Origin of the sequence: Sphingobacterium endophyticum, assembly GCF_009733535.1 — a bacterium.
GTDB lineage: Bacteria > Bacteroidota > Bacteroidia > Sphingobacteriales > Sphingobacteriaceae > Sphingobacterium > Sphingobacterium endophyticum.
Genome location: NZ_SMMI01000005.1, coordinates 135,658 through 154,952 on the forward strand (window position 1 = coordinate 135,658; position 19,295 = coordinate 154,952).

Genomic DNA, 19,295 nt, shown 5'->3' on the forward strand with positions numbered 1-19,295 from the left:
CTGAATGCATTTTTTTATGACGATTTCTTATTCCTCTATTCGAGGAACCTTAAAGCAATATTGCTAAATCCAGGATTTCTGTTTCTATTAAATAGACCTGGATACACATAAATTAATTAAATATAAAGTATGACAAATTTTAAAGTTGGAATTATTGGAGCTGGCCCAAGTGGTTTGGCTATGTTAAGAGCATTTGAATCAGAACAAAAAAAAGGTAATCCCATCCCAGAAATTAAATGTTATGAAAAACAAGATAATTGGGGCGGCATGTGGAATTATACCTGGAGAACGGGTGTAGGTAAATATGGCGAACCATTGCATGGTAGCATGTACAAATACCTTTGGTCTAACGGACCTAAAGAATGCCTTGAATTTGCAGATTATACTTTTACTGAGCATTTTGGACAAGCTATTTCTTCTTATCCACCTAGAGAAGTTCTTTTCGACTACATTCAGGGGCGTATAAAGAAAAGTAATGCTAGAGATTTTATACAATTCAATACGGTAGCTCGCTGGGTTGATTATTTAGAAGATAAAAAACAATTTAGAGTCGTCTTTGATGACCTTCAGAAAAATCAAACCTTTGAAGAATATTTTGATTACTTAGTAGTGGGTACTGGACATTTTTCCACTCCAAACATGCCTTACTTTAAAGGAATTGACAACTTCCCGGGGGCAGTTATGCACGCCCATGATTTTCGTGGTGCCGACCAATTTATCAATCAAAAGTTACTGCTGATTGGTAGCAGCTATTCCGCTGAAGATATTGCCGTGCAGTGCTTCAAACACGGAAGTGATTCTGTCACCATATCTTATAGAACAAACCCTATTGGAACAAAATGGCCATTAGGAATTCAAGAAAAACCTTTAGTAACACACTTTGAAGATAATAAAGCCTTCTTTAAAGACGGTTCTGTTGAAGAATATGACGCCGTTATTCTATGTACTGGTTACCAACATAAATTCCCTTTCCTCCCAGACCAGCTACGGTTAAAAACAAAGAATTGCCTATATCCTGATAACCTATATAAAGGCGTAGTCTTTAATGAAAACGAAAGACTCCTTTTCCTTGGAATGCAGGATCAATACTACACCTTTAACATGTTTGACACCCAAGCTTGGTATGCCAGAGATTATATGTTGGGAAGAATAAACCATCCGACTAAAGCCGAACGTGACAAGGATATTCAAAAATGGATGGAATATGAAGCTAAAACTTTCACTGGTCCTGATCATGTCGATTTTCAAACGGATTACATTAAAGACCTCATCAGTTTTACCGATTATCCAAATTTTAACCTTGATCATGTTTCTGAGATGTTCAAAAGTTGGTTAAACGACAAAGAAATCAATATCTTGAATTATCGTGATCAGGTCTATCAATCCGTTATGGACGGTACAAAAGCTGAACCTCACCATACCCCATGGATGAAAGAAATGGACGATAGTTTAGAAAGATATCTCAATGAGGAAACCATTGATGAAAATGAATTAGATAAGGTTATGAATTATTAAATAAATTAGAAAAGCCAATAAAATATTGGCTTTCCTTTTTCTACACAATAGAATAATTCTGAATAATATTTTTGATGAATTTTTATGGAGAATTACATAAATTAGATTTCACAACTATTAGAATATGGCAGCTCAATCTCAAAATGTAACGGATTACCCAAATAATAACACCATCTTCTCAGTTTGGAAATTTAAAGAAGGAACTAATTTCAAATCGGTCTTTCAAAGGCTTTGCGCATTGGTTTCCAATTTAAACCATTCATTTGTAGTAAGAATTCCAGATGGCAGAACCAGCTGTATTATGGGCGTTGGACACGATGCTTGGAAAAAACTGGGAATGCCAACTCCTTTGCCAAAAGAACTTAAAACCTTTGAACCCATTATTGGGTCAAAATATACAGCCATTTCAACCGAAGGTGATCTCCACTTTCACTTACGCGCAATAAATGCAGGTATATGTTATGAAATGGCTAAAGATATCTATGACATTATCAGCCCAGTTGCTGATAATTTGGTTGAGGTCCATGGATTTCGTTATTGGGATGGCAGATCCATTTTAGGATTTGTCGATGGTACTGAAAACCCTATTGGCGACGAAAGAAAAACATTCGCTATGGTTGGAGATGAAGATCCTCAATATAAAGGCGGAAGTTATTTATTCGTACAAAAATATATACATAACCTTAAAGCATGGGAAAATCTTCCGACATCGGATCAAGAAAAAGCTTTTGGAAGATATAAAGCAACAGATGTCGAAATGACCGATGAAGTAAAACCAAAAAACTCCCATAGCGCTTTAACCAGCATTACTGACGAAAATGGAAATGATCTTAAAATAGTTAGAGATAATCTCCCCTTTTCGAACCCTTCTAAAGGAGAATTTGGAACGTATTTTATCTCTTATGCCAATAAGTTTTCAACAACTCATAAGATGTTAGAAAATATGTATATCGGGAATCCAATTGGAAACTACGATAGAATTCTAGATTTTAGTACGCCAGAAACCGGAACCCTATTTTTTGTTCCCACCCAAGATATGTTAGATAATTATACTGCTACCGAATAAAATTAAATGCCTAGCATTTATTAAATAAACCCTAGATTGAATTTCCTCCGAAATATCAACCTAGGGTTTCATTTTTATATCTACTTTTGTTGGCCCTTTATTCAATCCATAGCAAATGAGAAATAAACTTTTCAAGAGGAAGAGTCTAGAATTAATCATCAAAGAAAAAGGTGAATCTGAAAGTCTAAATAAAGTCCTTACTGTCCGAGACTTAGTTTCCTTAGGTATTGCAGCAATTGTAGGTGCCGGCATATTTAGTACAATCGGATTAGCTAGTTATGAAGGCGGCCCTGCAATATCCTTACTCTTTGTTTTCGTTGCATTTGCATGCGTATTTACAGCTTTATCCTATGCCCAGTTCGCAAGTACTATACCTGTTTCTGGAAGTGCATATACCTATGCGTATGTTGCTTTTGGTGAGTTATTCGCATGGATTATCGGATGGGCACTCGTATTGGAATATGCCGTTTCAAATATAGTCGTATCAATTTCATGGTCACAATATTTTGTCACGATGCTGGAAGGATTTGGAATCCACATACCACACTGGTTATCAATGGCTCCACAGTATGCAATTGAAGCTCATGAGAAACTCTTAAGTCAAGGGTTGGAATCTTTGAATGTAGCTGATAAAATTGGCTTGAAAGCCTATGAATCTGCACCAAGAATTGGAGACATACCCTTAATTTTTGATTTACCTTCAGGGATCATTATTGCTTTAATAACATGGCTGGTTTATCGTGGAATCAAAGAGTCAAGAAAGGCTAGCAATATAATGGTCTTGGTTAAAATCGGAGTCATTCTTGCCATTATTGTTGGTGGAGCATTTTTCGTAAATCCAGAGAATTGGACTCCATTTGCTCCAAATGGCCTATCTGGTGTAATGGGATCCGTAGCTGCTGTATTCTTTGCATTCATAGGCTTTGATTCAATTTCAACAACTGCCGAAGAATGTAAAAATCCACAAAGAGACCTGCCCCGAGCAATGATCATAACATTATTAATCTGTACAATTCTATACGTAGCAATAACCCTCGTCCTTACGGGGATGGTCAACTTTAAGGAATTAAATGTTAAAGACCCTCTAGCATTTGTCTTTAAATATATTGGAGCAGATTACTTGGCCGGCATTATTTCCGTCACATCGGTAGTCGCTATAACCAGCGCTCTTTTAGTGTATCAACTGGCACAACCAAGAATATGGATGACTATGAGTAGAGATGGCCTGCTTTGGAAGAAATTCTCAACCATACACCCAAAACACAAAACCCCTTCATTTGCAACTATCATAACAGGATTTGTAGTCGCAATCCCTTCCATGTTCTTTAAAATGGATTTCTTTGTCGATCTAACTTCCGTAGGAACTTTCTTCGCGTTTATTTTAGTCTGTGCCGGAGTTCTTTATATGGATTATTCAGGTCTTTCTCAGCAATCCAAATTTAGAGTTCCATACATCAATGGTAAATACCTGATTGCAATCGCATTCATATTGGCTTGGGTATTCATATGGAAATATAATCAAGATGCTATTTATCAATGGAAAGACTATGAATTTATGTATATACTGGAACATAAATCATTGATTATTATCTTTTGGTTGGTTTGGATTGTTTTAGCAGGAATGGCATTTAAATATAATTTCTCCTTACTGCCTGTGATAGGAATTTTGATTAACCTATATCTGATGACCGAACTCGGAACAAGCAATTGGGTGATATTCCTTATTTGGTTAGCAATTGGACTAATCGTTTACTTCTTTTATGGATATAAACATTCTAAACTGAATAATCCTTCAAAAGAGACTATAACATAGCCACAGGGTAAAATAAAATAGTTTCCAAGTCTTTCATCTTGGAAACTATTTCTAATAATTTATCTCAATAAATTTAATCCTATTTCCAACCAGGATTTTGAGTTAAGTTTTTATTTAACTCCAATTCTTGTATTGGAAGTGGATAGAAATAATCTTTCCCTTCATCAAAAACCTTCTTAATATGGGCATTAATAATGACATTACCACTATTGCCATTTTCCAATAATATTTCAGAACCCAATTTCAACAATTGTACGCCTGGGGCAGTAGGTTTCGTGCCTTCATAGATCCAGACATCATCTTTTCCATCTCCATCCAAATCATATTTTCCAATTCCAGGAAAGTACATTCCTTTAAACTGACGTGTCAATAGTTTTCCGCTTTTCCATCTAAGAATATCATCCCAACGATAAGATTCCATAACAAGTTCTATCCTGCGCTCGCGACGGATTTCTAAAATCACACCCTTCATCGACCCAGTTACATTAGGATAGTCCTTCGCAATATATGCATCTGGATTACTGTTGGCCGCAGCTAGTTGCAATGCTGGCATCTCTGCCCTACTTCTAACTAAATTAATGGATAAGTCTAAATCTGCTTGTGTTAATATTCCCAGTTCAGCTTTTGCTTCAGCATAATTCAATAAGGCCTCTGCATACCTAAAAATTGGCATATCATTCTCAGAACGATTAAAATTATCATATTTTACATCTCCAACAAACTTGATCAATTGATATCCCGTAACAGAATGTCCAAAATTTGGAGCTATTGGTGCAGCACCGCCAATTCTCGTATATCCGGGCGTACGAATCGTCTGTCCTAATCGTGGATCTCTATCCTTGATTTCTTCTAAAAAGGTCATTTTATCATAGTTCGCCTTGTCCGTAAATCTAGATCCGTCCTTCATTAAATATGAATTAACTAAATCCTTCTCTAATCCCGGCTTTCCATAAGAGGCTGTAATCGTATAATAATTTACATTATGCCAAATCTGCAAGGCATCTGAAAACTTCCTTGATAGAATAACTTCTTGAGAAATGCTGTTCACCGAATTAAATAATTTCCCATAGGATTCTGCTCCTGCACCAGCATAAAGGCTGTATTGGCCGCCATCCATCAATTGTTTAGAAGCCTCTGCAGCTAACTCTAGATATTTGTTGGCATTCGGAAGATTAAATTCAGGATGATATTTCCTAAATGTTCCTTCAAATAATGCAACTCTAGATTTTAAAGCTATTGCCGTCCATTTAGTCGCCTTCTCATCTGATTTCGAATCTGACATATATTTTATGGCAAAATCTAAATCGGCCATAATTGAATCAACAATAAGCGTTCTTGGATCGCGACCCTTCATCAATTCCGCTTCATCATTGACATCCAGAACCTTACCATACCATGGAACATCTCCGAATCGTTTGACCTTTTCAAAATAAAAATATGCTCGAAAAAATTTAGCTACACCAGCATATGGCGCCGCGTCCTGAAAGGACAACGTATTATAACAATTCTCAAGGAAAAAATTGATATTCCTCAATTCGCTCCATGACCAGCCACCGCCACTCGTCGGAACAATCCGTTTCCCCGTTAATTCATCCTGAAGCGTATTCTTGACAATATTATCAATCGCTTCATTATAAATACCTTCCGCAGAAGGAATCGCTCCGTTATAAAAGGAATTACTGAATAACTCCAAATCTTTTACGCTTTTAAATGATACATCTGGAGATATACTCGCCCCAGGCTGCCTATCCAAATAATCTTTACTACAGCTTGCACATAGTACAGCAAATAGAATATATAGTATTAATGAGTTTTTCATGATTTAAAATGTGAAGTCAAGTCCAAATGAAAATGTTCTAGAATATGGGTAAGCTCTACCATTTGATTCTTGTGAAGCTTGCTCTGGATCTATGTACTTAGATCTTAATTTGGTCGCTGTCCATAAGTTCTCTCCAGATAAATAAATCCTTGCATTGCTCAACTTTAGTTTGCTCATAACCGAAGTCGGTAAGGAATATCCAATCGTTAGATTTTTCAACCTGATATACGCTAAATCTTGTAAATAACGATCAGACTTAACATTTAATGAGCTATTTCCATCTAATGCTATATAGCCGCGCAACAATGGGAAATAGGCATCTGGATTCTCAGGTGTCCAAACATCTTCTTCAAATTCTCTTGGAACAAATGAATAATATGGTCTTGAATATGGCCCCCAGAATTTATCAGCATTAGATCCCGGCCACCAATGTTGCCTGCCAATTCCTTGGAAAAATGCTGAAACATCAAAGCCTTGCCAATTCGCCCCTAAGTTTACTCCAAAATTATAACGGGCTCTACTATTGCCAATAATAATCTGATCTCCTGGATCTGTTAAAGTATTCTTGCCCTGGTTCACCTCCTTATCACCATTGATGTCGACAAATCTTGGATCACCCGCCTGCAACTTGGACCAATCACCTGGTGCAGATAACCTCCGCGCATCAACACGATCTTGATTCACATCCCAATTCGCTGCTTCCTCATTCGTCTTGAACAATCCATCAATCTTATAACCCCAAATCTCCCCTAATTCTTGACCAACATAATAGTTGTTCAACAGCATTTCCGTATTATCAAATCTTGTAATCTTAGCTTTAGAATCTGATAAGCCTAAACCAAAACTATATCCAAAGGGCTTGTCCGCCACGTCAAATCGATCTCGCCATGCAAGTGATAATTCCCAACCTACATTCCTCAAATCTCCAGCATTGGTTTTTGGTGAGCTGGCTCCAAATACAGCAGGTAGGGTCTTTCCAGGGATTAACATATCCAATGTTTCCCGAATAAAATAATCAAATGATGCTGTTAAACGATTCTGAGCAAACTCAAAATCGGCACCAAAATTCAAAGTACTCGTTCTTTCCCAAGTTAAATCCCCTGAAATAGGTGATGCTGAACTAAGATATTGTGCTCGACCTCCATTCATGATATATGCAGCATTCCCTGCTCCCAATAATGGAATATATCCATACGGTGAAGCTTCTTGAGCATTACCTAATGAACCATAGGAAACACGTAATTTCGCCTCGTTAACATATTGCTTTGCCGATTCTAAGAATGGCTCTTCCATGATTCGCCAGCCCGCTGAAAAGGAAGGAAAGAATCCATAGCGCTGTCCAGTCGGGAATTTGGATGTACCGTCATATCGACCATTTACTTCCAACAGATATCTTCCTTTATAATCATAATTGATTCTCCCAAAGAATCCCTGTAAGGCCCATGATTCCTCTCCTCCTCTTAATAGTGGAACCCCTGTTCCTAGATTAAAATCATTTAAATTCTCTGACAACAAATTTGTCTGTGTACCGCCAATATTATTCCATGTACTTAGCTCTTGATTATATCCTGCTGTTGCTCCTAAGTTATGGTCTCCAAATTTCTTGTTGAAATTGGCAAAAATGTTCAATGAATGTTTTTTATAATTTTCGGCATTTTCTACCAACTGGTCATTTCCTAAATAATTGATAACCCCTGGATAGATCGACCATGGAGCTTGAACCCTTCTTTGAAACTTATCAATAGGATTATAAGTAAAGGTATAATTTCCCGTAACCGTTAGGCCTGGAACAATCTGTGCTACTGCTTCAAATAGGTTGACAAATTCGTATTCCTTTTCTCCACCTTTAGATTTACCATACAGTAAATCCGCCATGATACCATCACCAATATTATAATTGTTTAATTCAGTCCGATAGGTTGCTGTTCCATCCGGATTTTGTGGCACATAAGATGGAAGGGCGTGGACTGTAGTCGAAATAAAGTTATTATTTGCATCAACACTACTATTCCATCCCGGATAGGTATAATTCTGATAATTGATCTGTGAATTATTGCTAACCTTTAGCCAATTAGCTACCTGCCCATTCAATCTTGCCCTTAGATTATAACCTTCAAATTTATCCTGCTGTACTTTCATCAGGCCACCTTTCTGATACATTCTTCCAGAAATGTAATAATCCATTTTTTCTGAACCTCCTGAAAAGGTCAGGGCATGCTCCATTGAGTTCATTTTTTCCCGATAAAAGGTGTTCCACCAATCTGTGTTTGCATAATAAACATATTGGTCTTTACCATTTCTGTTTTGAATCACAACCGACGGCAAGGAAGGGTCGTTCTTGCGTTTTAATAATTCAGCATAATCATCTTCGTTATAGTTGGTGTAGCTATTACCGGTTGCCCGCAAAAAGGCTTCGTCATTTAATTTTGCAGCATCGTACCCGATAGTCATGAAATCCGTACTTACCGTTAAATCTGAAGAACCAAAATTATTGCTATAGCCAATACTCATCTTTCCTGCCTGACCTTTTTTTGTCGTCACCAACATCACCCCAAATGCTCCCCTAGCTCCATAAATGGCTGCTGCCGAAGCATCTTTAAGGACGGAAATAGATTCTATATCCTTAGGGTTTATAGTATTGATATTACCAGGAACACCATCAATTAGGACCAACGGAGCAGCATTCGCTGAGTTAATAGATGCAAATCCACGAATATTTACCTTACCTTCTCCCCCAGGTCGTCCATTCGTAAAGTTAATATTCAAATTTGGTACCGCCCCTTGTAAGGCTTGTGTAGCATTGGCAACTGGCCTATCCTGTAAAACTTTGGAATCAATCTGAGCTACAGCTCCGGTAAGATTCACTTTCTTTTGTTTACCATACCCAACTACAACGACCTCATCTAAATTTTGGTCAGCAGAGACTATGCTTACATTAACCTGTGTCCCTGTAACATTTACAGTCTTAGTAGTATAACCTACCATCGTAATTCTTAATTCATTACCAACGCTTCCCGATAATTCAAAATTCCCATCCCCATCAGTTTGGGCACTTGAATTTAATGTCATGTTCGTTACTGATGCCCCTACAACAGCTTCGCCATTCTCGTTGGTAACTTTTCCGCGAATAATGTTTTGGGTGATTTCATATACTCGGTCTCGATTCACATCCCTATAAGTTGCATGTGCAGCAGACCAAGAAAGTACCGATAAACCCACCAAAATGGGTACAAATGCAGAGTTCTTTTTCATGGTTTCAGTTAAATAATTCTTTGCGTGCAAAGAAAGGTTTACAATATTGGATTTGAGTTAATTATTTGTTACCAAATAATTAAGCTGTTAATAAATTGTTATTGATTAGTTTAAATTAATATAAAAATAATAAAATAAATAATGAAATAAAGAATAAAAAACATTTTTAAACTTAATAATTAACTACTATCCAATTATTATATTATTTTTTAATTATTTTACTATATATAAAATAAAATTCTTTAATAACTCTTATTACCTTCTATTATAGCCTTTTATAAAACAATGAAATGCAGCTAATCTGATAAGAAGAAATAATAATTTTAAATATTTATCACAATAATTCAATAAACTGCTGATACAAATCGCTAAAACTCTAACAATAACGCTTAAAAAACCTTTAATTTATTAAGCAAGTTTTAATTAATACATGCGTATATAAAAATTAGCGGTTATCAGGGATATTTATTAATATCAAAACTTCCCATTTTTGTTGCATAATATTTATTTGAATGAAAAGGATTTTTATAGCAATTACATGCATTGCATTTTACGCGTTAAACTTGCAAGCCCAAACCCAAAAAGTATTTAAAATTGATTATCATGGTTTTGTACAAGATCAAAATATTGATCAGATTGATAATTCTGCTGAATACGCCATGAGAGCATGGGTGAATGCTGATTATATTAAGGTATCTCCGCAGGATGTGGACAATGGTATTGAAATCATCAATAAAAAATCCTCCAAATCATTTATGATCTTCCCTGCTCTAGAACAATACCATATAACGAATGATGGTACAGAGATGTATGCCTCTGAGGACACCGACTTAAACGTAGAATTAATAACCGAAAAATCAAAGAATATTGCTGGTTACGATTGTAAAATGGCCCTCATAAAAACTGATTTTAATGTAGAGGATATGGAGGACTATGTCATTGAAATTTGGTATACCGAAAAAATTCCTACCATCTATTGGAGTCAATTTTCATTTCTTAAACAAATCCCCGGCGCTGTGTTACAGGTTTCCTTAGATGGAAATGGTTTTATTGCTACTAATATTACTCAAGAAACCCTAAAAGAAAATGAATTTTCAATTCCTGAAAGCTATACTGAATATGAAGTAGAAACAGGGGAAATTTATAACGAAGATGATTCTTTAGAGCTGGAAGAACCTAACCAAGAAGAAATGCCTGTAGATGAAGATAGATTTCTTTATTACGACGGGACGGAAACCTACCTTGGACTGAAAGATGAAAATGATAATATAATAACAAAACCTATTTATTCATATTTTGACTATTTCCGAGGTGGGATTTCAACCGTCATCAATGATGACAGCAAATTCGGTTCTATGGATAAAAATGGTAACATTAAGATTCCTTTTAAATACGATTTCTTGGCATATGATGATGAATACCAACAGTACATTTACGCAGAAGGCGAAAAATTTGGAATTCTTTCCGCAAACGACAAACCAATTATCAAAGCTGAATATGATATGGTCAGCCACATGAACGATGGATATATTGCTGCGCAGCTGAATGATAAAACTGGAATTATAGACAGCAAAGGAAATATCATAGTTCCTATTTCCTATCCTATTATAATCGAATTCAATGACCAAGTTTTTGTTTCGGCATTAGATGATAGTTATGTATTGTTCAGTATTAAAGGCAACAGAAAAATTAGCGAAGGATTCGATCTCATTTCTTTATCAAAGGATTCTATCCATTTGGTTCAAAAAGGGGAAAAATATGGGTACATCAACAATGAAGGTAAGATTGTAATTCCAATCAAATATAGTATTGCCACTTCATTTGAAGATGGTGTTGCTTCAGTAGCCGATAATGAAGACTCCGATGTTTACAGCATCAACACAAATGGTGAAATAGTTGAAACAAACTAATCAAAATTCATATAGTTTACCGCAAAATGGAGCCTATAATAATAGGCTCTGTTTGTGTAATTTTACAGCTCAATAATCTTTAGAAAACATAAGCATGAACTTCAAATTTAGAAAATCGGTTACCTGGAAGAAATATATAATTATGCTTCTTCTGTTGAGTTTCGGAATTTCTAAAAGTGATGGTCAGGATTTCTTAAATAACCTTCAAAACGAATATAATCAGTATAAAACCACAGACCCCAACAAGTTTTTCTTAACTGGTAAATTAGCTCAGGCACTATTTTTCAACCAACAAGAAATCAAGGCATTTGCCTTATTAAGGAAAGACCTTGACATCGCAGAAAAATTAAATGATCCAAAATATGCCGCCTATTTGAATACCGTCTTAGCAATAAACCAACTTATTGATGAGAAGGAAACCTATTCAAAACAAACGATTCTAAAAGCTAAAGGTCTAGCCGACCGCAGCAAGGATATGGAAATCAAAGGTTATGTCTATTATGGATATGGTTGGATTTTATCCCGTCAACAACAAGAAGTAGATGCCGTAAAACAATTTCTGATTGCTCTAAGTTATTTAGATCAAGCAAAGAATTCCAAAACCCTCAATAATAGAAAAGCAAGTGTCTACAAAGAATTAACATCAATTTATGCCAATTGGAATGAATTTGATCTCCAAGAAAAATACAGCAAACTAGCTTTGGACCTGGCCATTGAACAGAATGATCCGGCCACTATTTTTGACTCCTATATGTCCCTCGGATATATGTATGAGCAGAAATACCTTGACTACCCTGCTGAAAATCGATACAGGGATCTTGCTGAAAAATATTATCTCTATGCATTAGGAATCTATAATAAAAATAAAGATAATATTTCAATTCCCTCAAACTTAGCATTTGTTGCAAATAATCTTGCTCATCTATATTTCAAGCATTTCCCGAAAGAATATCGGGATAAAGCCGAGCAATATGCAGAATTAGCTAAAATCCAAGCTCTCGAATCCAAGCAATATAACCTTGTTGCTTCGTCCTATGGAATCATGTCTGAAATGTCACTACAGGATGGCAACACAAAACAGGCAAAAGAAAATCTTCTGGCATCCCTAGTAGAAATAAACAAGTCTCAAGTTCAGGACCAACAAATCCTATTAAGCATTTATCAAACACTTTCCCATATCAGCGAACAGGAAGGAAATTTTCAAGAAGCAATCAAATACTATAAGGAATACATACAAATCTTTACATCCATCTATGACCAAGATAAATTGAATCTCAGCAAGAGATTGGATGCCCAATTCGAAAAAGGTAAACAGGAACAACAATTGGCAACACTGAAGGTCGAGACAGAAAAAAAGGAACAACAGATCCAATTGATGGAAGCATTAGGTATCCAACAAAAACAAGAACTGGAAAACATGAGACTTTTTCAGGATAACCAAACAAAAGAACTTGAGCTTTCTAAATTGATCTCAGAAAAACAAGTTCAACAACTCCGTATGTCTAAACTTGAATCGGACAATAGGGCCCAGGAAATTAATAATTATCAAAAACAAATCTCCCTTAAAGATAAATTAAACAAATATTATATTGCTTTGACAGGAGCTGTCTTGCTTCTATCTGCTTTACTTTTCTATGCTTATAGTCAGCGTTCAAAGCATATGAAACAACGTGAAAATCTCCTAAACCTCGCATTTGAACAGGAAAGACAGCATGCAAAAATTGCTACCCTGACCGCATTATTAGATGGACAAGAGCAGGAAAGAGCTCGGATCGCTCGTGACCTTCACGACGGACTGGGCGGGTTATTGTCGGGAACAAAAATGCAGCTTTCTCAACTCAATGATCAGGAAAATATGATAGTCAAAGAAAAAATGCAAAAAGGTATTGCCCATATTGATTTAGCAGTTGATGAATTAAGAAGAGTCGCTCATAACCTTACCCCCGATTTGTTGGAAAAATTCGGTATTCAAGAAGCCCTTAGTGATTACGCTTCTAGGATGTCCAATGAAAAAATCGATATTGATGTGCAATTCTTACACTATGTAAATCCCTTAAACAAAGAACAGCAATTAATCATTTACAGAATCATCCAGGAATTGGTAAATAATGCAATTAAGCACGCGCAACCTTCCCAAATCATTATTCAAATCGCGGAAGAAGATCATGAATTCCATCTTACCGTAGAGGACGATGGCACAGGTTTTAACTATAATAATTTAAGTAATATAAAATCTGCAGGCCTGCAGAATATTGAATCACGAATAGAATTCCTCAAGGGAAGATTACAGGTGAATTCAGATATTGGACAAGGAAGCAGTTTTGACATCTTTATTCCAAAATCAATTTAATATGATAAATATCGCAATTACTGATGACCATCCTTTATTGTCTGAAGGATTGAAAAATATTTTAGCTCAGGAACCAGATCTCAATATTATTGGTTGTTATCCTACTGCAGCTAAATTGATTGAAGAATTAAAAAGTACGCAGATTGATGTGCTTTTGTTAGATATCAATCTTTCTGATGCAAATGGATTGGAGCTGATTAATTCCTTACTTAAAAAAAATGCGGGATTGAAGATTATTATGCTCAGTGTACATAATGAGTATGCGGTGATTAATAGCGCATTTGAGGAAGGAGCACATGGGTACATTCAAAAAAATGCTTCCATTGATGAGATAATCACAGGTATCCAAGAAATCTTGTTGGGGAAAAAATTCCTCTGTTCACAAACAAAACGCATAATCGACAGAAAAAATAGCGCTGAACTAAAAAGCGTTCCTAAACTGACAAGACGTGAAAAGGAAATACTCGCCACAGCAGCATTAGGACTGACCACAACCCAAATCGCTGACAAACTTTTTATTAGTCCACACACGGTTGAAAGCCATCGGAAAAATCTAATTGAAAAATTTAGAACTTCAAACTTAAGTTCTGCAATAAAATTGGCATATGAATATGGATTAATCCGTGAGGTGTCTACCTAAGGAATAATCCCAAACCTTTCGCCATGTTAATTGTTCTATCCATATAACCAACTTTAGATGTTATGCAAGAAAAAGAAGATGAACATGGAAATAAAATAAATAATGCTGAAGATGTCGATCCAACGAAAGTGCCAGAAACGGTAATTAAGGAAAAGGACGATCAGCCTGCAGCCAATAATTTAAAAAGAACAATAATCATTGCAATTATATTATTGGCAGTTATTTATTTCATATATGAAATGGTCTTAAAAGGCCAATAAGTTAACAAGAAAGGCTGTTCTCACGAACAGCCTTTCTTGTTAACTTATAATATCTGTTTAAAAACCAATTGTTCTGCCATGTTCTATCACGGCATTTTTCTTGATTACAATAATACCATCACAGATCGTATATTCTGGAAAATCACCATCTTTCAACTGCTTTCCCCCCTTTATCCGTACATCATTACCAATCCTACAGTTTTTATCCAATATAGCATTCTCAATGTAGCAACGCTCCCCAACTCCTATTGGAGGAGGTTCCTGTGAGGTCGTTAATTCCATCACCTCATTTAATTCCTCGTAATAATCCGAACCCATCATGTACGTCATCTTAATTACGGTCCCTTCTCCTACCCTGGAACGAATCCCGATTACCGATCGCTGAATCTTCTCTGCCAAAATAATACATCCATCTGCAATAATAGCATTGTTTAAGGTAGTTCCCGAAACTTTTGATGGCGGCAACATACGTGCTCTGGTGTAAACAGTTTCTCCAAATAAATTGAATTCAGGAATATCATCCGTCAAGCCTATATTCGCTTCGAAAAAAGAGGAAATGGTACCAATATCTGTCCAATAACTATCAAATGGATAACTTAGTACCTTTGAATTTTCAATGGCATCAGGGATAATCTCTTTACCGAAGTCCATTCCATTATTCTCAGCCAGCATCCTTGTCATCACCCCTTTCGAGAAAACATAGATACCCATTGAAGCCAAATAATTCCTCCCCTGTTTCTCTAAATCTTCTGAAACTTCCGATGTCCAATCAGCTAATAAATCCTTCGTCGGTTTCTCAATGAAGGAAACAACATTATTATGCTCATCAGACTTTAGGATACCAAAGCCTGGCGCTTCCTTCGCTGTCACCGGAATGGTTCCAATCGTAATTTCACCGCCATTCTTCACATGAAAATCAACCATAGCAGAATAATCCATCTGATACAATTGATCCCCAGATAGAATCAATACATAATCGTAATCAACATTGACCAAATTCTTTTGCGTTCTGCGAACCGCATCAGCAGTACCCTCAAACCAGCGATCTCCCTCATTGGTCTGCTCAGCAGCTAGAATATCTACAAATCCCTTACTAAAAATACTGAAGTTGTAAGAATTCTTGATATGCTTATTTAATGATGCCGAGTTATATTGCGTCAATACAAATATCTTATTATAGCCAGAATTAAGACAATTTGAAATTGGAATATCAACCAATCGGTATTTCCCAGCAATTGGAACTGCCGGTTTAGAACGTTGATCTGTCAACGGAAATAAGCGGGTTCCTCGACCCCCACCTAATACTATAGAAACAACTTTATGCGACATATTATTTAAGTAATTGGTTATATAACTCTATATATTTCTGTGCTGATTTATTCCAAGAATAATCTAATCCCATCGCCGCATCCCTCGTTTTTGTTAAGTTATCCGCATAGCTCAAGTATTTAATCGCTCTCTTCACTGTGTCAGCAGCTTCTTCTGCATTTACATCGTTGAATAGGAATCCATATCCACCCTCCTCAACATCTATCACTGTATCTTTCAAACCACCTATCTTCCGCACGACTGGAATGGTACCATATTTTAAAGCATATAGTTGGTTCAATCCACATGGCTCAACCCGAGATGGCATTATCAACATATCCGAAGCAGCATAAACTCGATGCGCTAATTGTTCGTTATAGCCGAAGAAAACAGCTAAATCACGCTGATAAATACCAGTAACTTCTTGAATCTTTTCCTGTATCCCGGAATCTCCCGAGCCTAATATAAATATACTTATTTTACCTGAACTTTGCCTCAACAGATTATCTATTACTTCTGGCAAAATATCAGCCCCCTTTTCCGTCGCAAACCTGCCAATATAACTTAACAATGGCTTCGTCGGATCTAATCCAAATTCATTACAGAACTTCAGCTTATTCCCTGCTTTCCCCTCATCAACATCCTGAATTGCATAATTCTGATCTATTAATGAATCTAATGCAGGATCCCAAAATTCAGTATCTATCCCATTAACTATACCAATAGATTTTGCCCTTTCATCATAAAACAAATGCTGCAAACCATTTGCCTCAACATATAATTCCTTGAGGTATCCTTCCGATACGGTCGTATAGGCATCACAGCATTTTATCGCCGTAGCTAGTGGATTAATAAGTCCATCCCAGTCCAACAATCCCCATTTCCACGTATCAAATGACGGAATAAATAAACTTTTACTCCAAGACATCCACCCTTGATATTGACCGTTATGAACCGTAAATACCGTCTTCACATCCTTTAGCTCATCGAATTCATTGCTCCATTTAGTCAAGAATGGCACTAATCCTACATGATGATCGTGACAATGAAGCACATCTGGTTGAATTTTGTTATAGTTCAGGTAATGTAAAACCGCATGTTGGAATGCAATCCATTGATCCGCCTCATCTTGGTAGCAATATACTTCTTCACGATCCAATAAATTTGGTATTCGAATTAAATATAATGGAAATCCTAAAGTATCATCCATTTCCTTCAGAACCTCATATTCCAAAAGAGCAGAACCCTGATAAATCTCACCTTTTGCAACAACATCAAAAGAATGCTCATGAACAAATTTCCGATTGAAGTAAGGCATTATTACCGAGGAATCAACACCTAACTCCCGCTGGTATTTAGGCAATGCACCAACCACATCTGCCAAACCTCCTACTTTTGCTACAGGAAAACATTCAACGCTTAAATGTATGACTTTCATTACCCTAATTTTCTTTTAAATACTAAACCGCTCAATGGTGGTAAATCAATCTCAATTGATTGATCTTGCCCCATCCATGACATTCTATCTGCAGTTACTACATCCCTAACCCGTACACCACTACCATTGAAGTTCACATCATCCGAGTTCAATACCAATTCCCATTGACCAGCATGGGGAACTCCAACTTTAAAACTCCTCCTAACAATCGGTGTAAGATTCAATACAATTATTAAATCATTTTCTAAATCATGTCCTCGACGACAGTAAGCAAAAACACTGTTATTCCTATCATCCAACTCAATCCAGAAAAATCCCTCCGGACTAAATGCTTTTTCATACAAAGCTGGATAACTCTTATAAACTTCATTTAATTTTGATATAAATTTTTTGATGCCTTGATGTGGCTTATAATCCAATAAATGCCAGTCTAAGGATTGGTTGACATTCCACTCTGATGTCTGACCAAATTCCCCACCCATAAATAAAAGTTTCGTACCTATGAATGTAAACATGTATAGGTAGAGCGACCTTAAATTGGCAAATTTTTGCCATTCATCTCCAGGCATTTTATAGATCAATGATTGCTTTCCATAAACAACCTCGTCATGTGACAAAGGCAACATAAAGTTTTCTGTAAATCCATAAACAGTCGCAAAGGTCATTTTATCATGATGATGAGACCTGTTGATTGGATCTTCTTTAAAATATGCTAATGTATCATGCATCCAGCCCATCATCCATTTCATGCCAAAGCCAAGACCACCATTAAACGTTGCCCTACTTACTCCTGACCAAGACGTCGACTCTTCTGCAATTGTCTGAACATTTGGAAAGTATTTTGATACCGCTTCATTAAAGGCTTTTAAAAAGGAAACAGCTTCTAAGTTCTCATTTCCTCCAAGTTCATTGGCTTCCCATTCGCCTGCCTTTCTAGAATAATCCAAATAAAGCATCGAAGCTACTGCATCTACCCGTAGACCATCGATATGGTAGCGGTCCAACCAAAAGAATGCATTACTGATTAAAAAGGATTTGACCTCATTACGCCCATAATTAAAGATATACGATTGCCAATCCGGGTGAAAACCCTTTCTTGGATCCGCATGCTCATACAAATGGGTACCGTCAAAATTATATAACCCATGTGCATCGCCAGGAAAATGTGATGGAACCCAATCCAAAATAACTCCAATATTATGCTCATGTAATAATTCGATAAGCTTCATCAGGTCTTGTGGCGATCCGAATCTTGAACTCGAAGCATAATAACCCGTTATCTGATATCCCCAAGAAGGATAATAGGGATGTTCCATTATAGGCATAAACTCCACATGCGTAAAGCCCGTTTCTTGGATATATGGAATTAAGCGTTCCGCAATTTCCGTATAGCTCAAGAACCGATCTGGATCTTGCGGATCTCGCATCCATGAACCTAGATGCATTTCATATACTGACATCGGACGATCCAATGCATTATGCTCCCGCCTATTAAACATCCATTCTGAGTCGTTCCAATCAAAATAGGTCGTCGCTACAATAGATGCTGTTTTTGGAGGAATTTCAGTCAGCAATGCAAAAGGATCAGATTTCTCTAAATGTTCCCCTGTGTTGGAGTGAATATGATATTTATAAACCTCACCATTTTTCAATCCCGGAATAAATCCCTCCCATATACCGCTACTGTCCCAACGAACATTCAGGACATGTGCATGTGGATTCCACCCGTTAAAATTTCCAACTACCGATACTGTCTGGGCATTCGGCGCCCATACCGCAAAATATACTCCCTTTACCCCGTTAATCAACAGCTCATGAGAACCAAACTTCTCATAAAGCTTAAAATGCCGTCCCGCCTTGAATAAAAAAACATCAAATTCCGACAATAAGGAGTGTACTTCAACTGGTTGAGGCATAAAATTAG

12 protein-coding genes are annotated in these 19,295 nt (G+C 36.6%); 7 read left to right on the forward strand and 5 right to left on the reverse strand.

Annotated features, from left to right (window positions below; translation table 11 throughout):
* The first annotated feature begins 129 nt into the window (after positions 1-129).
* The 3 genes from E0Y80_RS08545 (at position 130) to E0Y80_RS08555 (ending at position 4,394) form a co-directional block, all read left to right on the forward strand.
* Positions 130-1,515 carry an NAD(P)-binding domain-containing protein gene (locus E0Y80_RS08545; RefSeq protein WP_156307247.1) on the forward strand — a complete coding sequence of 462 codons (1,386 nt, stop codon included), beginning with the start codon at positions 130-132 and terminating at the stop codon, positions 1,513-1,515.
* Positions 1,516-1,639: 124 nt separating this feature from the next.
* Entirely contained in the window at positions 1,640-2,581 is a 942-nt protein-coding gene (locus E0Y80_RS08550) for a Dyp-type peroxidase (RefSeq protein WP_156307248.1), read from the forward strand.
* A gap of 115 nt (positions 2,582-2,696) precedes the next feature.
* Positions 2,697-4,394 carry an APC family permease gene (locus E0Y80_RS08555; protein WP_156307249.1) on the forward strand — a complete coding sequence of 566 codons (1,698 nt, stop codon included), beginning with the start codon at positions 2,697-2,699 and terminating at the stop codon, positions 4,392-4,394.
* 79 nt (positions 4,395-4,473) lie between these two features.
* Here E0Y80_RS08555 and E0Y80_RS08560 read toward each other — a convergent pair whose 3' ends face one another.
* Together E0Y80_RS08560 and E0Y80_RS08565 are read right to left on the reverse strand one after the other, a co-directional pair.
* Positions 4,474-6,213, reverse strand: coding sequence for a RagB/SusD family nutrient uptake outer membrane protein (locus E0Y80_RS08560; protein WP_156307250.1), 1,740 nt, complete (start codon positions 6,211-6,213; stop codon positions 4,474-4,476).
* A 3-nt stretch (positions 6,214-6,216) separates the two neighbouring features.
* Complete coding sequence (locus E0Y80_RS08565; RefSeq protein ID WP_156307251.1) at positions 6,217-9,465, reverse strand: SusC/RagA family TonB-linked outer membrane protein; 3,249 nt, start codon at positions 9,463-9,465, stop codon at positions 6,217-6,219.
* Between the two features lie 512 nt (positions 9,466-9,977).
* Here E0Y80_RS08565 and E0Y80_RS08570 point away from each other — a divergent pair.
* From E0Y80_RS08570 to E0Y80_RS08585, 4 genes are all read left to right on the forward strand, one after another.
* A complete protein-coding gene (locus tag E0Y80_RS08570; RefSeq protein WP_156307252.1) occupies positions 9,978-11,375 on the forward strand; it encodes a WG repeat-containing protein in 1,398 nt (465 codons plus the stop codon).
* A 94-nt stretch (positions 11,376-11,469) separates the two neighbouring features.
* Positions 11,470-13,725, forward strand: a complete 2,256-nt coding sequence (locus E0Y80_RS08575) for an ATP-binding protein (RefSeq protein ID WP_156307253.1) — start codon at positions 11,470-11,472, stop codon at positions 13,723-13,725.
* A gap of 1 nt (position 13,726) precedes the next feature.
* Entirely contained in the window at positions 13,727-14,365 is a 639-nt protein-coding gene (locus tag E0Y80_RS08580) for a response regulator transcription factor (RefSeq protein WP_156307254.1), read from the forward strand.
* 62 nt (positions 14,366-14,427) lie between these two features.
* Positions 14,428-14,625: a hypothetical protein gene (locus tag E0Y80_RS08585; protein ID WP_156307255.1), complete on the forward strand. Its 198-nt coding sequence runs from the start codon at positions 14,428-14,430 to the stop codon at positions 14,623-14,625.
* A gap of 57 nt (positions 14,626-14,682) precedes the next feature.
* Here E0Y80_RS08585 and E0Y80_RS08590 read toward each other — a convergent pair whose 3' ends face one another.
* From E0Y80_RS08590 to glgB, 3 genes are read right to left on the reverse strand one after another with little or no spacing between them, the layout of a single operon-like run.
* Positions 14,683-15,954, reverse strand: a complete 1,272-nt coding sequence (locus E0Y80_RS08590; RefSeq protein ID WP_156307256.1) for a glucose-1-phosphate adenylyltransferase — start codon at positions 15,952-15,954, stop codon at positions 14,683-14,685.
* A 1-nt stretch (position 15,955) separates the two neighbouring features.
* Positions 15,956-17,371 (reverse strand): glycogen synthase, encoded by a 1,416-nt coding sequence (locus E0Y80_RS08595; RefSeq protein ID WP_156307257.1) that lies wholly within the window; start codon positions 17,369-17,371, stop codon positions 15,956-15,958.
* A complete protein-coding gene (gene glgB / locus E0Y80_RS08600) occupies positions 17,371-19,287 on the reverse strand; it encodes a 1,4-alpha-glucan branching protein GlgB (RefSeq protein WP_156307258.1) in 1,917 nt (638 codons plus the stop codon). Before glgB ends, E0Y80_RS08595 begins: the two co-directional genes overlap by 1 nt.
* Between the last annotated feature and the right edge of the window lie 8 nt (positions 19,288-19,295).

Coding starts and splice junctions, on each gene's coding strand:
- E0Y80_RS08560 (WP_156307250.1), bottom strand. CDS start 6,213: ATGAAAAACTCATTAATACTATATATTCTATTTGCTGTACTATGTGCA.
- E0Y80_RS08570 (WP_156307252.1), top strand. CDS start 9,978: ATGAAAAGGATTTTTATAGCAATTACATGCATTGCATTTTACGCGTTA.
- E0Y80_RS08545 (WP_156307247.1), top strand. CDS start 130: ATGACAAATTTTAAAGTTGGAATTATTGGAGCTGGCCCAAGTGGTTTG.
- E0Y80_RS08595 (WP_156307257.1), bottom strand. CDS start 17,371: ATGAAAGTCATACATTTAAGCGTTGAATGTTTTCCTGTAGCAAAAGTA.
- E0Y80_RS08550 (WP_156307248.1), top strand. CDS start 1,640: ATGGCAGCTCAATCTCAAAATGTAACGGATTACCCAAATAATAACACC.
- E0Y80_RS08590 (WP_156307256.1), bottom strand. CDS start 15,954: ATGTCGCATAAAGTTGTTTCTATAGTATTAGGTGGGGGTCGAGGAACC.
- E0Y80_RS08565 (WP_156307251.1), bottom strand. CDS start 9,465: ATGAAAAAGAACTCTGCATTTGTACCCATTTTGGTGGGTTTATCGGTA.
- E0Y80_RS08555 (WP_156307249.1), top strand. CDS start 2,697: ATGAGAAATAAACTTTTCAAGAGGAAGAGTCTAGAATTAATCATCAAA.
- E0Y80_RS08575 (WP_156307253.1), top strand. CDS start 11,470: ATGAACTTCAAATTTAGAAAATCGGTTACCTGGAAGAAATATATAATT.
- E0Y80_RS08580 (WP_156307254.1), top strand. CDS start 13,727: ATGATAAATATCGCAATTACTGATGACCATCCTTTATTGTCTGAAGGA.
- glgB (WP_156307258.1), bottom strand. CDS start 19,287: ATGCCTCAACCAGTTGAAGTACACTCCTTATTGTCGGAATTTGATGTT.
- E0Y80_RS08585 (WP_156307255.1), top strand. CDS start 14,428: ATGCAAGAAAAAGAAGATGAACATGGAAATAAAATAAATAATGCTGAA.